Genomic DNA, 13,219 nt, shown 5'->3' with positions numbered 1-13,219 from the left:
GGCACCCGGGCGCGGCGTCGGGGCGGCCGGAGCCGACGGCGGCGCCGTGAACTCGGGTGCACCCGGAGCCGGGGCCGCCGGAGCGGGCCGCGGCGCGGGCTTGGGACCCGGGGTGGGACGCGGACCCGGAGCCGGGGCCGCGGGCCTCTCGGCCGCGGGCGGCTTGGGCGCCGCCGGGCGAGGGGCAGCCGGACGCTCCCCCGCTGCCTTGGGGGCGTGGGAGGGACCCCTACCCTGCGCCGGGGAGGGCGCGGCCGGCTTCGCCGGAGACGCCTTGCGGGCGGCGGGCTTCGCGCCCCCGCCGTTGCCCTGCTGCAGGGCGTCGGTCAGCTTGCGTACTACGGGCGCCTCAATCGTGGAGGACGCCGAACGGACGAATTCACCGAGTTCCTGGAGCTTGGCCATGACGACCTTGCTCTCCACACCGAACTCCTTGGCGAGTTCGTAGACCCGGACCTTAGCCACTTCGCTCCTTTGAGGTCCGGGTTGCGGCCGGACCGTCGCTAGTTCATGGGCGTACTCATCGCGTACTCATCGAGTGCTCATCGCAATCTCGACCTGCTTTCGACTCGCGAGGTACCAGGCCGCACGGGGTTTTCCGTACGGCACGTCGTGCGGTGTTGCGTGCTCAGCAAGGTGCTGTTCAGCAACCTTCTGTCTGCTCGACGCAACGGCGCAACGCCTTTACGTCGAGCCCCGGGACGCGCAGCGCCCGCGGGAGAGCCCGGCGGCGGACCGCCAGGTCGAGACAGCCCATGGCGGGGTGTATGTACGCACCCCGGCCGGGCAGCGTACCGCGAAGATCGGGGACGCAGGCGTCCTCGACCGCCACGATGCGCAACAGTTCGACCTTGGCCGCCCGCTCCCGGCACCCCACGCAGGTGCGTTCAGGGCGTGCGCGGGCACGCGTCCGGCCAGACACGGTTCAGTCTACCTCCCCGCGTCGACCTCACCCCTTTGGGGCAAGAATCGAACGGTTGTTGTCGTGATCTCAGCGCCACACGGCCGGGATCTATTCCCCACCGAAGCCGCCCTCTCAGTCCTGCTTCTCAGTCCTGCTTCTGGGCGGGCTGCTCCGTGTCGGGCCGGATGTCGATCCGCCAGCCGGTCAGCCGGGCCGCGAGGCGGGCGTTCTGCCCCTCCTTGCCGATCGCCAGCGACAGCTGGTAGTCGGGGACGGTCACCCGCGCGGAGCGGGCCGAGAGGTCGACGATGTCCACCTTGGAGACACGGGCCGGAGAGAGCGCGTTCGCCACCATTTCGGCCGGGTCGTCCGACCAGTCGACGATGTCGATCTTCTCACCGTTCAGCTCGCCCATGACGTTGCGCACCCGGCCGCCCATCGGACCGATGCACGCGCCCTTGGCGTTCAGGCCCGACCGGGTGGACCGCACGGCGATCTTCGTGCGGTGGCCGGCCTCGCGGGCGATCGCGGCGATCTCGACGGAGCCGTCGGCGATCTCCGGCACCTCCAGGGCGAAGAGTTTCTTCACCAGGTTCGGGTGCGTGCGGGACAGCGTCACGGACGGGCCGCGCACACCCTTGGCCACCCGGACGACATAGGACCGGATGCGCTTGCCGTGCTCGTACGTCTCGCCCGGCACCTGCTCCTGCACCGGCAGGATGGCCTCCAGCTTGCCGATGTCCACGAGCACGTTCTTCGGGTCGCGGCCCTGCTGGACCACACCGGTGACGATGTCGCCCTCGCGCCCCGCGTACTCGCCGAGCGTCGCGTCGTCCTCGGCGTCGCGCAGGCGCTGCAGGATGACCTGCTTGGCGGTGGTGGCGGCGATCCGCCCGAAGCCCGACGGGGTGTCGTCGAACTCGCGCGGCTCCTGCCCCTCCTCCAGGTCCTCGGGGTCCTCCTTCGCCCAAACAGTCACATGGCCGGTCTCCCGGTTGAGCTCCACGCGCGCGTGACGGCGGCTTCCCTCCGTGCGGTGGTAGGCGATGAGGAGGGCCGACTCGATCGCCTCGACGAGCAGGTCGAAGGAGATCTCCTTCTCCCGAACCAAGCCCCGCAGGGCACTCATGTCGATGTCCACGGCTACGCCTCCTCCTCTTCCTTCATGTCCTTGTTGTCCTTGTTGTCCTTGCGGCTGAACTCGACCTGGACGCGCGCGCTGGCGATGTCCGGAAAGGCGAGTCTGCGGGTGGTGGCCTTGCGGCCCTTCACACCGGGCACTTCGAGGTCGACGCCGTCGTCGTCGACCCGCAGAATCCTGGCGACCAGCTCGCCGCCCTCGCCCAGCTGGAACCGCACCAGCCGGCCGACGGCCCGCACGTAATGGCGGCGTTCTCTGAGGAGGCGTTCCGCGCCCGGGGTTCCGACCTCGAGGTCGTACGCGCCCTGGCCCATCGCGTCCGTCTCGTCGAGCCTCGCCGAGAGCGCACGGCTCACATCGGCGATCCGGTCCAGGTCGGCACCGGTGTCGGAGTCGACGACGACGCGCAGCACACGCTTGCGTCCGACGGAGTCCACGGCGATCTCTTCGAGATCAAGGCCCTGGGAGCTGACGAGCGGTTCCAGCAGTTCTCGCAGCCTCTCGCTCTGGGTGGTGCTCATCCGGGTGACTCCTCGGCCGCGTGTGCTGTTGTGGGAAGGTCGCGTGTCAGGTCAAAGGGTATCCGGTCCCGGGCGGTGTTGCCGTCCACCTGCGCGTCCCCTCGGGCGGGCGTGCGATCGGCCGAGCCGATGGCGAACGCCGGGGCGGCGCACCGGTACGGTGATCACGGGCGAGGGTCCGTGCGACACCCTGTCCGCCCACCCGTTCGCATCCGGTCATCGAGGACGTCTGCCGTGCCGTTCCCCCCGCCCCCGCGCACTCTCCTGCGCAGAAGGAACCTGCTCGCCTCGGCCGCCGGGGCCGCGCTGCTGACCGGCTGCTCCGGGACGCCCGAGGCGGCCGCCCCGGCCGCCCCGTCGGCCGCCGACCGGGCACGCTCGCGTGCGGCGCGCGACAGCGAGGCGCTGGCCGGGCAGTACGCGGCCGTGATCGCCGCCCATCCGGCGCTGGCGGCGCGGCTGCTGCCACTGCACGCGGAGGTCGTCCGGCACGCCCGGGCCTTCGGCGGCGGCTCCGGCACCCCGTCGGCCGCAGCGGCCGCGTCCCGGTCCGCCTCCGCCGCAGCCTCCGCCTCCGCCTCGTCGAGTCCCTCCCCTGTTCCCGCGGACCCCAAGTCCGCCCTCGCCGGGCTGGCCACGGCGGAGCGGACCCTGGCCGACAGACGGGCCACGGCGCTGCTGGACGTGCCGGGCGAGCTGGCCCGGCTGCTGGCGTCCGTCTCGGCGGCCGGGGCCGTGCACGCGTATCTGCTGAGGGAGGACGGGAGATGACCACCACCGGCACACCGGAGGAGCGGGACGGCGAGCTGTCGGCCCTGCGCGCGGCACTGCGCGCCGAGCACGCCGCGGTCTACGGCTACGGCGTCGTCGGCGGCAGGATCGTGCCGTCCCGGCGAGGGCAGGCGCGGGCCGCGTACGACGCCCACCGCGCCCGGCGGGACGAACTGACCCGGACGGTGCGGGACCTGGGCGGGACACCGGACGCGGCGGCGGCCGCGTACGCGCTGCCGTTCCCCGTCCGCGACTCCGCCGCCGCGGTACGGCTCGCCGCCGAGTTGGAGGAGCGGCTGGCCGGGGTGTACTCCGACCTCGTCCGCGCGTCGACGGGCGAGCGACGGCGCTCGGCGGCCTCGGCGCTGCGGGAGGCGGCGGTGCGGTCGGTGCGCTGGAGCGGCGAGAGCGTAGCCTTCCCTGGTCTCGCCGAACGGGCGGCGGCCGGCCCCACCACGTCGGCGGCACCGCGGACCTGAGGCGTACGCGCACATCGCACGCGTGCGAAGCCGACCTGGAAGGGAACACCTCGCGCATGGCTTTGGAACCGCCGCAGCGCCTCGTACGGGCCCTCGGCGAGACGCGGCGCGACGGTGGCGCCGAGTGGCTGGAGGAGCTGCCCGAACGGGTCCGGCGGGCGGTCGGTCCACGCGCGCTGGCCGTGGAGCGGGTGCAGGCGCCCGGCGGTCGCAGCAGCCTGGTCCTTCTGGTGCGGCAGGCCGACGGCACCCCCGCCGTGCTGAAGCTGGCGCCGCCGTGGGCCCGTCCGGAGAGCGAGCGGGCGGCGCTCGCGTACTGGGGCGGCTCCGGGGCCGTACGACTGCTGGAGGCCGACGCCGAGGAGGGCGTCCTGCTGCTGGAGCGGCTGCACCCGGAGGTGTCCGTGCGCTCGCTCCCGGAGGCGAAGGCCCTGCTGGAGGCGGCGGGCGCACTGCGGCGGCTGTGGGTCGAGCCCCCCGCCGGTCACGTCTTCGAGACGGTGGCCGTGCGGACCGGGCGGCAGGCCGGGGCGATGTGTGCGGCCGCCGCGACGGACGCCGAGGCCGCACCCCTGGTCGAGGCGGCGCTGGCGGCCCGTGAGGAGCTGCTCGCCTCGCCACCGGAGGAGCGGCTGCTGCACGGCACGTTCCGGCAGAGCAAGGTTCTCGCCGGGGAGCGGATGCCGTGGCTGGCCGTGGGCCCCGACCCGGTGGCCGGCGAGTGTGCCTTCGATCTGGCGCGGCTGGTGCGCGACCGGGTGGAGGACCTGATCGCGGCGCCCTCGGGTGCGGCGATCACCCGCCGCCGGGTGAGGCGGCTCGCGGAGTCGCTCGACCTGGACGAGGAGCGGCTGCGCGGCTGGACCCTGTTCCGGGCGGTGGAGTCCGGCGTCCGGGCCCGCCGGGTCGGCCGCCTGCAGGACGCGGACCTGCTGCTGGAGTTCGCGAGCTGGCTGTGAACCGAGCGCGGGCGCCCGGGGAGCTCACGCGGCGCGAGCCCGAGCGGCACGGCGCACAAGGCACGGGACACAGGGCACACGGGACACAGCGACCGCTCCGGGCAGGCAGCGGGAGGCTCCCACCCGTCGTGTCGGGTTCACCCGCCCCGGTGGGCCCCCGGTGGGGCCGCGAGGATCCGCCCCGCCCGCCCCGCACCGGCCCACAGCGGTGGGCCCAGCCGACCCGTCGGCCGACCCGGAGCGGTTCCGGACCGCCCACCACCGCACGCCGGCCCCCGACCGGCCGGGGACCACGGCCGCACACCGGTTGGCCCGGCCCGTCGAGCCCGGACCCGTCGTCCCTCGGCCCGCTCTCACCCGGCGAGGCGTCAGCCACGTCCTCCCCCGCACCGCACCGGCGGGTCCCACCCGTACCGCCCGGCCCGCAGGGCGACCCGGGCGGGCCGAACCGTCCGCCGGCGCGCCCGGGGACGGGCGTCGTCGTGGCGGAGGCGGCGGACGAGAGGTCAGGCCGTCAGGCGGGCGACGGCCTCGGCCACCGTCAGCTCTTCGCGCTCACCGCTCTTGCGGTCCTTCAGCTCCAGGACGCCCTCTGCGGAGCGGCGGCCCGCCACCAGGATCTGCGGCACTCCGATCAGCTCGGCATCCGTGAACTTCACGCCCGGCGAGATGCCGGCCCGGTCGTCCACCAGGACGCGGACGCCGGCGTCGGCCAGCTTCTGCGAGACGTCGAGGGCCAGCTCGGTCTGGAGCGCCTTGCCCGCCGCCACGACGTGCACGTCGGCCGGGGCGACTTCCTTGGGCCAGCACAGGCCCTGCTCGTCGGCGTGCTGCTCGGCGAGCGCCGCGACCGCGCGGGAGACGCCGATGCCGTAGGAGCCCATGGTCACGCGGACCGGCTTGCCGTTCTGGCCGAGAACGTCGAGGTGGAAGGTGTCCGCGTACTTGCGGCCCAGCTGGAAGATGTGGCCGATCTCGATCGCGCGGTCCAGCTTGAGGCCCGTGCCGCAGCGGGGGCAGGGGTCGCCCTCCTCGACCACGACGACGTCGAGGTAGTCGTCGACCTCGAAGTCACGGCCGGCGACGACGTTCTTCGCATGCGTGTTGATCTTGTTGGCGCCGGTGATCCAGGCCGTGCCCGGGGCCACCCGCGGGTCGGCGATGTAGCGGACCTTCTCCAGGCCCTGCGGGCCGACGTAGCCGCGGACGAGGTCCTCGCGGCCCTCGAAGTCCTCGGCCGTCACCAGCTCGACGACGGCGGGCGCGAGGTGCTCGCCCAGCTTGCCCAGGTCGACCTCGCGGTCTCCCGGCACGCCCACGGCCACGATCTCGCCGTCGACCTTGACCAGGAGGTTCTTGAGCGTGGCGGACGCCGGGACGCCCAGGAGCTCGGCGAGCGTCTCGATGGTCGGGGTGTCCGGGGTGTCCAGTTCCTCGACGGGCGGGTGCCCGGCGCCCTCGGCCGGCTTCAGTGCGAAGGTGACCGCCTCGGTGTTCGCCGCGTAGTCGCAGTCCGGGCAGTCGACGAAGGTGTCCTCGCCGGCCGCGGCCGGGGCCAGGAACTCCTCGGAGGCCGAGCCGCCCATCGCGCCCGAGACCGCCGACACGATCCGGTAGTCGAGGCCGAGGCGCGCGAAGATCTTCTGGTACGCCTCGCGGTGCAGCCGGTAGGACTCGGCCAGACCCTCGTCGGTCGTGTCGAAGGAGTACGAGTCCTTCATCTGGAACTCGCGGCCACGCAGGACGCCGGAACGGGGACGGGCCTCGTCCCGGTACTTGGTCTGGATCTGGTACAGGATGATCGGCAGGTCCTTGTAGGACGCGGCCTGGTCCTTCACCACGAGCGTGAAGATCTCCTCGTGGGTGGGGCCGAGCAGGTACTCGGCGCCCTTGCGGTCCTTGAGGCGGAACAGCAGGTCGCCGTACTCCTCCCAGCGCGCCGACGCCTCGTACGGCTCCTTGGGCAGGAGTGCGGGCAGCAGCACCTCCTGGGCGCCGATCGCGTCCATCTCCTCGCGCACGACCCGGGAGATGTTGTCGAGGACCTTCTTGCCGAGCGGCAGCCAGGTCCAGATGCCCGCGGAGTTCCGGCGTACGTAGCCGGCGCGGACGAGCAGCTTGTGGCTGAGCGTCTCGGCGTCCGCCGGGTCGTCACGCAGTGTCTTGACCATCAAACGGGACATGCGCTGGACCTGGGCCATGATTCTCGACTCCTGCTGGGTAAGGGTGATGGCCACGAGGTTAGCCGGGCCGCCTGTGCGGGCGGTAATCGGTTAACCCCGGCGCAGCGGCAGCGGAGCGCCCATCACGGCATACGGCTTCGGCGCGCTGGGGAAGAGCACCTGCCGCGCGAGGTCCTCGTAGCCGAGCGAGCGGTACAGGCCGCGGGCCGGGCTGTCCGTGTCGATCGCCGACAGGATGGAGCGGGGTTCGTCGGCACCGTCCGTGATGGTGGTGATCAGGGCCCGGCCGATGCCCCGGTTCTGGTACTGCGGATGGACGTGCAGCTCGGTGATCACGAAGGAGTGGTCGAGCCAGTCCTCGTGGCCCTGGGCGCGCAGATACGGTTCCACGACGGTGGACCACCAGTGGGTGCGGTCGTTGGGCATGCCGTAGACGAAGCCGACGAGCCGTCCGTCGCCGGTGGTGGCGCCGAAGGCGCGGGCTCCCGGATGCGTCATGTGCCGCTGCACGATCTGGCGGCGTACGGCGATCTCGTCGGCGCTGAGCCCGAAGGCGACGGCCTGCACGGCGAGCGCCTCCTCGACGCGCGCGGACAGGTCCAGGGGGCCGATCACGACCTCGTCGGGGCTGGGGTGACCGTGACCGGGGATGCGCAGCATGCGGGGAGCCTACCGGGGCACTTCGACGGGTGGCGCCGGGTACCGCGCAGACCGTCCGGCCGGGCCGTACCGGAGCGGCAAGAAGCGGCCCGGGTCAGAACAGCACGCTCATGAACGCGCCGACTTCCGTGAAGCCCACTCTGCGGTACGTCCGCCGGGCTGGTGTGTTGAAGTCGTTGACGTACAGACTCACCACCGGGGCCACATCCGCCAGCGCGTAGCGCAGGACGGCCGCCATGCCGGGAACGGCCAGGCCCCGGCCGCGGTACTCGGGGGCGACCCACACGCCCTGGATCTGGCACGCCTGGGGCGTCGCGGCGCCGATCTCCGCCTTGAAGACGACCCTTCCGCTCTGGTCGAGGCGGGCGAAGGAGCGGCCGGAGCCGACCAGTTCCGCGACCCGTGCCTGGTACAGCAGTCCGCCGTCGCCGGCCAGCGGGGAGACGCCGACCTCCTCGGTGAACATGGCCACGCACGCCGGCATGATCGTGTCCATCTCGTCCTTGCGGATGCGGCGGACGTACGGATCGGGGACGATGCCGTCCGGCATGCGGTCGGTGGCCATGAGCGGCTGGTGGGCGCGGACCTCCCGGGCCGGACCCCAGCTCGGTTCCAGCAGCCGCCACAGCAGGGCGGTGGGTTCGGCGGGGCCGACGATCGAGGAGCAGCGGCGGCCCGCGCGCCGGGCCCGGTCGGCGAAGGCCCGCACCGCGCGGGCGTTCGCGCAGATCGGGACGAGGTTGGCGCCGGCGTAGCACAGGGACGTCAGCATGCCGTCCTCGTACCAGCCCCACATCTCGCCGCCGAGCCGCCAGGGGTCCAGGCCCGCGACCTGGACCCGGGACGTGACGAAGGCGTTCGCCACCGGCTCGCGGTCGAGGACGGCGAGCGCGGCGTCCAGGTCGCTCGGTTCGAGGACCCGGGTGGTGGTCTGCGTCAACACGTGCGGCAAGCCTTCACCCTGGAGTCTGCTGATCTCCGCACTGTACCTGGCCGACAACCACCGCGCCGCCCGGTGCCCGAGCAGCGGACGGCGCCGGCGAACCCGTGGGCCCGCCGTGGTGCGCGGGGCCGCTGTGACCGCCCCGGCCCGCGCGTCACGCCGTACGGGGTCCGCGCACCGGGGCGTCGCGCATCCGGGCCACGCCGACGAGCGCACGGCCGCGGCTCGCGGCGGCCCGGCCCGCCCGGTCGCGCTCCCGCGCAACCCGCGTCCGCCGCACCACGGTTGCCGCCGCTCCCCGCGAAGTCGCCGTCGCGCAGGGCGGATCAGGCGACCGCGGCGGGCACACACGCCAACGCCCCGTCACACACCGTGTGACGGGGCGCCATGGGCGTACGGAAGACGCGGGGTTCAGCCGGCCACGGACACCGACGGCTCGCCGGAGGCCGCGCCGTCCTTCTCCATCTGCTCGGCGATCTTCATCGCCTCCTCGATCAGGGTCTCGACGATCTGCGACTCGGGGACGGTCTTGATGACCTGGCCCTTGACGAAGATCTGGCCCTTGCCGTTGCCGGAGGCGACGCCGAGGTCGGCCTCGCGGGCCTCGCCGGGACCGTTGACGACGCAGCCCATGACGGCGACCCGCAGCGGGACCTCCATACCGGTCAGGCCCGCGGTGACCTCCTCGGCCAGCTTGTAGACATCCACCTGGGCGCGGCCGCAGGAGGGGCAGGAGACGATCTCCAGGCCGCGCTCGCGCAGGCCGAGGGACTCCAGGATCCGGGTGCCGACCTTGACCTCCTCCACGGGAGGCGCGGACAGGGAGACGCGGATCGTGTCGCCGATGCCCTGGGACAGCAGCGCGCCGAAGGCGACGGCCGACTTGATCGTGCCCTGGAAGGCGGGACCGGCCTCGGTGACGCCCAGGTGCAGCGGGTAGTCGCACTGGGCGGCCAGCTGCCGGTACGCCTCGATCATCACCACGGGGTCGTTGTGCTTGACCGAGATCTTGATGTCCCGGAAGTCGTGCTCCTCGAACAGGGACGCCTCCCACAGGGCGGACTCGACCAGCGCCTCCGGGGTGGCCCTGCCGTACTTCTGCAGCAGCCGCTTGTCGAGCGAGCCCGCGTTGACCCCGATCCGGATCGGGGTGCCGTGGTCCTTGGCCGCCTTGGCGATCTCCTTGACCTTGTCGTCGAACTGCTTGATGTTGCCCGGGTTGACGCGGACGGCCGCGCACCCGGCCTCGATCGCCGCGAACACGTACTTCGGCTGGAAGTGGATGTCGGCGATCACCGGGATCTGCGACTTGCGCGCGATGGTGGGGAGGGCGTCCGCGTCGTCCTGCGTCGGGCACGCCACCCGGACGATCTGGCAGCCCGATGCCGTCAGCTCCGCGATCTGCTGGAGCGTCGCGCCGATGTCCGACGTGCGCGTCGTCGTCATCGACTGCACCGACACCGGAGCGTCTCCGCCCACCGCCACGGATCCGACCTGGATCCGCCGGCTCTTCCGGCGCTCGGCGAGCTTGGTCGGAACGGACGGCATGCCGAGTGAAATCGCAGTCATCTGCTGTGCAACCCCAAGTTGTGGATCAAGGTCCGGTCCCGGAACGACGGGCTCCAGGGTTTGAGATTACGGCACGGGTGTGGCCGCAGGCACATCACCGGTCCGTCGCCACGCCTCATGGGCGACGGCCGGGAAGGAAGTGTTCCCGGCCGCCGCGCACTCCGGGTGACTACGAGATTTTCACCGGGTTGACGACGTCCGCGATCAGCACCAGGAGGGTGAAGCAGACGAAGATCCCGGCCACCACGTACGCCACCGGCATCAGCTTCGCCACGTCGAAGGGGCCCGGGTCGGGGCGGCGCAGCACCTTGGCCAGGGTGCGGCGCAGCGACTCCCACAGGGCGCCCGCGATGTGCCCGCCGTCCAGCGGGAGCAGCGGCAGCATGTTGAACAGGAAGAGGGAGAGGTTGAAGCCCGCGACGAGCAGCAGCATCATCGCGATCTGCTGGGACGGCGGGATGTCGAGGGTGAAGACCTCACCGCCGACGCGGGCCGCGCCGACCACGCCCATCGGCGAGTCCGGCGCGCGCGGGCCGTCGCCGAAGGCCGCGTCCCACAGCGCGGGGATCTTGCCCGGCAGGGACACCAGCGACTCGATGCCGTTCTGCATCATGTCGCCCATGCGCTGCAGGGACTGGTCGAAGGACTGCTGGACGATGCCGGTGGCGGGCGTGAAGCCCAGGAAGCCGGCGTACACGTACTTGCCCTCGATGTAGCCGCCCTTGCCGTCGGTCTTGCTCACCTGGTTCTTGATCAGGTGGGCCCGCAGGTCGATCCGCTGCCCCTTGCGCTCGACGGCGATCGTGACGTCCTTGCCGGGGTGGGCGCGGATGTCGGACTGGAGGGTGGACCAGTCCTTCACCGGCTTGCCGTCGAACGCGACGATCGTGTCGCCCGGCTTGAGCCCGGCGGCCTGGGCGGGCGCGGCCGGGTCGCCCTTGGCGCACTTGGTGCGGTTCTCGCTCTGCTGGATGACGCAGTCGGAGACCTTGCCGACCGTGGTGGTCTGGGTCTGGACGCCGAAGGTCATCATCACGCCGAGGAAGATCGCCACGGCGAGGACCAGGTTCATGAAGGGGCCCGCGAACATGACGATGACCCGCTTCCACGGCTTGCGCGTGTAGAAGAGGCGGCTCTCGTCGCCGGGCTGCAGCTCCTCGAAGGACTGCGCCCGGGCGTCCTCGATCATCCCTCGCCACGGCGAGGTGGAACGGGCCTCGATCCGGCCGTCCGGACCCGGCGGGAACATGCCGATCATGCGGATGTAGCCGCCGAGCGGGATCGCCTTCACGCCGTACTCGGTCTCGCCCTTCTTCCGCGACCACACGGTCGGGCCGAAGCCGACCATGTACTGCGGCACACGGATGCCGAAGAGCTTGGCCGTCGACAGATGCCCCAGCTCGTGCCAGGCGATCGAGACCAGCAGGCCGACCGCGAAGACCACTATGCCGAGGATCATCATCAGGGTCGTCATGCACGAGCCTCCGCGGTTGCCGTCTGCGCCGTCAGTTCCCTGGCCCGGGTGCGTGCCCAGGTCTCCGCTTCGAGGACGTCCGCGACGGTCAGGGAAGTTCCCGTCCGAGGGGTGCCGTGCTCCTCCACCACCCGGGTGACCGTCTCCATGATGCCGGTGAACGGCAGGGCGCCGTTCAGGAACGCGTCGACGCACTCCTCGTTGGCGGCATTGAACACCGCCGGTGCCGTGCCCGCGAGCCGCCCCACGTGCCGGGCGAGTCCGACCGACGGGAACGCCTCGTCGTCGAGCGGGAAGAACTCCCAGGTCGACGCCGTGCTCCAGTCGAACGCGGGCGCCGCGTCGGGCACCCGCTCGGGCCAGCCGAGACCGATGGCGATCGGTCCCCGCATATCGGGGGGCGTCGCCTGCGCCAGGGTCGATCCGTCCGTGAACTCCACCATCGAATGGACATACGACTGCGGATGCACGACAACCTCAATGCGATCGAAGGGAATGTCGTACAGCAGGTGCGCCTCGATCACTTCCAGGCCCTTGTTGACCAGGGTCGCGGAGTTGATCGTGATGACCGGCCCCATGGCCCAGGTGGGGTGGGCGAGGGCCTCCTTCGGGGTGACGTCCGCGAGTTCCGCCCTGGTCCGGCCGCGGAACGGGCCTCCGGAGGCGGTGACGACGAGTTTGCGCACGTCGGCGCGGGTTCCGGAGGCGAGCGCCTGGAAGAGGGCGGCGTGCTCGGAGTCGACGGGGATGATCTGGCCGGGCTTGGCCAGCTCCTTCACCAGCGGGCCGCCGACGATGAGCGACTCCTTGTTGGCGAGCGCGAGCGTGCGGCCCGCCTCCAGGGCGGCGAGGGTGGGCGCGAGGCCGATGGAACCGGTGATGCCGTTCAGCACGGTGTGGCAGTCGGAGGCGGCGAGCCGGCGGGCCGCGTCGGGTCCGGCGAGTATCTCGGGAAGGGGTTCTCCGGGGCCGTAGCACGCCGTGAGTGCCTCGCGCAGGGCCGGTACGACGTCCTCGCGGGCGACCGCGACCGTGCGCACGCGCAGGCGGTGTGCCTGCTCGGCGAGCAGTCCGACCCGGCCGCCGTTGGCGGAGAGCCCGGTGACCTTGAACCGGTCGGGGTTGCGCAGCACGAGGTCGATGGCCTGGGTGCCGATCGAGCCGGTGGAGCCGAGGATCACGACGTCCCGCACTCCGTCCACGGGGTCGAAGACGAGATGGGGGTCGGCAAGAGGGGCTGGACTGTCGCTCATCCCTCCATTGTGGCCGCACCGCGCCGCCGGAAGGACAGGGGCGCGGGGGTGTGCCGTGTCATCCTTCACCGCCGGACGTACAGCGATCACCCTTTGCGGAGACCGAGTGAAGATCACGTGATGGCACTTCGGCACCGACCGGCGGACGGCCGGCTGCCGGGCGGCATCCTGGGGGATCTCCATGCGCGGACGCATCGCCCTGCCCGCGCTCGCCGGTGCCGTGGCCCCGGCCGCCACGGCGTTCCCGGCCACTGCGGCGCAGGCCGACGGCGGGGTGACCGTCGGCCATGTCCGGTTCGACCGCCCCGGCAAGGACGACCGCTCCGGCAAGAGCCTCGACGCCGAGTGGGCGCAGATCAGGA

The 13,219-nt window shown here is 72.2% G+C and carries 13 protein-coding genes; 3 read left to right on the top strand and 10 right to left on the bottom strand.

The window, feature by feature from the left end; translation table 11 throughout:
- The 4 genes from ACFSL4_RS09540 to rimP form a co-directional block, all read right to left on the bottom strand.
- The coding region (locus ACFSL4_RS09540) for a translation initiation factor IF-2 N-terminal domain-containing protein (protein ID WP_381080561.1) at positions 1–465 on the bottom strand (465 nt) is incomplete at its 3' end.
- A 178-nt stretch (positions 466–643) separates the two neighbouring features.
- On the bottom strand, positions 644–922 hold the full coding sequence (locus ACFSL4_RS09535) for a YlxR family protein (protein ID WP_381080559.1): 279 nt from the start codon (positions 920–922) through the stop codon (positions 644–646).
- Between the two features lie 127 nt (positions 923–1,049).
- Positions 1,050–2,045, bottom strand: coding sequence for a transcription termination factor NusA (gene nusA / locus ACFSL4_RS09530; protein WP_381080557.1), 996 nt, complete (start codon positions 2,043–2,045; stop codon positions 1,050–1,052).
- A 2-nt stretch (positions 2,046–2,047) separates the two neighbouring features.
- Entirely contained in the window at positions 2,048–2,566 is a 519-nt protein-coding gene (rimP, locus tag ACFSL4_RS09525; protein ID WP_381080555.1) for a ribosome maturation factor RimP, read from the bottom strand.
- 234 nt (positions 2,567–2,800) lie between these two features.
- Here rimP and ACFSL4_RS09520 point away from each other — a divergent pair, with 234 nt between their 5' ends.
- The 3 genes from ACFSL4_RS09520 to ACFSL4_RS09510 are packed head-to-tail and all read left to right on the top strand — an operon-like array spanning position 2,801 to position 4,775.
- On the top strand, positions 2,801–3,337 hold the full coding sequence (locus tag ACFSL4_RS09520) for a hypothetical protein (protein WP_381080553.1): 537 nt from the start codon (positions 2,801–2,803) through the stop codon (positions 3,335–3,337).
- The gene (locus ACFSL4_RS09515; RefSeq protein ID WP_381080551.1) at positions 3,334–3,816 is read left to right on the top strand and encodes a ferritin-like domain-containing protein; all 483 of its coding nucleotides are present in this window, start codon (positions 3,334–3,336) and stop codon (positions 3,814–3,816) included. Before ACFSL4_RS09520 ends, ACFSL4_RS09515 begins: the two co-directional genes overlap by 4 nt.
- 56 nt (positions 3,817–3,872) lie before the next feature.
- Positions 3,873–4,775, top strand: a complete 903-nt coding sequence (locus ACFSL4_RS09510) for an aminoglycoside phosphotransferase family protein (RefSeq protein WP_381080549.1) — start codon at positions 3,873–3,875, stop codon at positions 4,773–4,775.
- Between the two features lie 506 nt (positions 4,776–5,281).
- Here ACFSL4_RS09510 and ACFSL4_RS09505 read toward each other — a convergent pair.
- The 6 genes from ACFSL4_RS09505 to dxr all read right to left on the bottom strand — a co-directional run bounded on the left by ACFSL4_RS09505 (position 5,282) and on the right by dxr (position 12,857).
- On the bottom strand, positions 5,282–6,976 hold the full coding sequence (locus ACFSL4_RS09505; RefSeq protein ID WP_381080547.1) for a proline--tRNA ligase: 1,695 nt from the start codon (positions 6,974–6,976) through the stop codon (positions 5,282–5,284).
- A gap of 72 nt (positions 6,977–7,048) precedes the next feature.
- Positions 7,049–7,618, bottom strand: coding sequence for a GNAT family N-acetyltransferase (locus ACFSL4_RS09500; protein ID WP_381080545.1), 570 nt, complete (start codon positions 7,616–7,618; stop codon positions 7,049–7,051).
- A gap of 94 nt (positions 7,619–7,712) precedes the next feature.
- Positions 7,713–8,561, bottom strand: a complete 849-nt coding sequence (locus ACFSL4_RS09495) for a GNAT family N-acetyltransferase (protein ID WP_381080573.1) — start codon at positions 8,559–8,561, stop codon at positions 7,713–7,715.
- A 411-nt stretch (positions 8,562–8,972) separates the two neighbouring features.
- Positions 8,973–10,130 (bottom strand): flavodoxin-dependent (E)-4-hydroxy-3-methylbut-2-enyl-diphosphate synthase, encoded by a 1,158-nt coding sequence (gene ispG / locus ACFSL4_RS09490; RefSeq protein WP_381080543.1) that lies wholly within the window; start codon positions 10,128–10,130, stop codon positions 8,973–8,975.
- A 169-nt stretch (positions 10,131–10,299) separates the two neighbouring features.
- Positions 10,300–11,604, bottom strand: coding sequence for a M50 family metallopeptidase (locus ACFSL4_RS09485; RefSeq protein ID WP_381080541.1), 1,305 nt, complete (start codon positions 11,602–11,604; stop codon positions 10,300–10,302).
- Entirely contained in the window at positions 11,601–12,857 is a 1,257-nt protein-coding gene (dxr, locus tag ACFSL4_RS09480) for a 1-deoxy-D-xylulose-5-phosphate reductoisomerase (protein ID WP_381080539.1), read from the bottom strand. The genes ACFSL4_RS09485 and dxr overlap by 4 nt, the downstream gene beginning before the upstream one ends.
- Positions 12,858–13,219: the final 362 nt, after the last annotated feature.

Source organism: Streptomyces caeni, from assembly GCF_042678285.1.
Classification (GTDB): Bacteria; Actinomycetota; Actinomycetes; order Streptomycetales; family Streptomycetaceae; genus Streptomyces; species Streptomyces caeni.
Note: the sequence above shows the minus strand (reverse complement) of the source record. Positions and strands in the feature narration are given on the sequence as shown.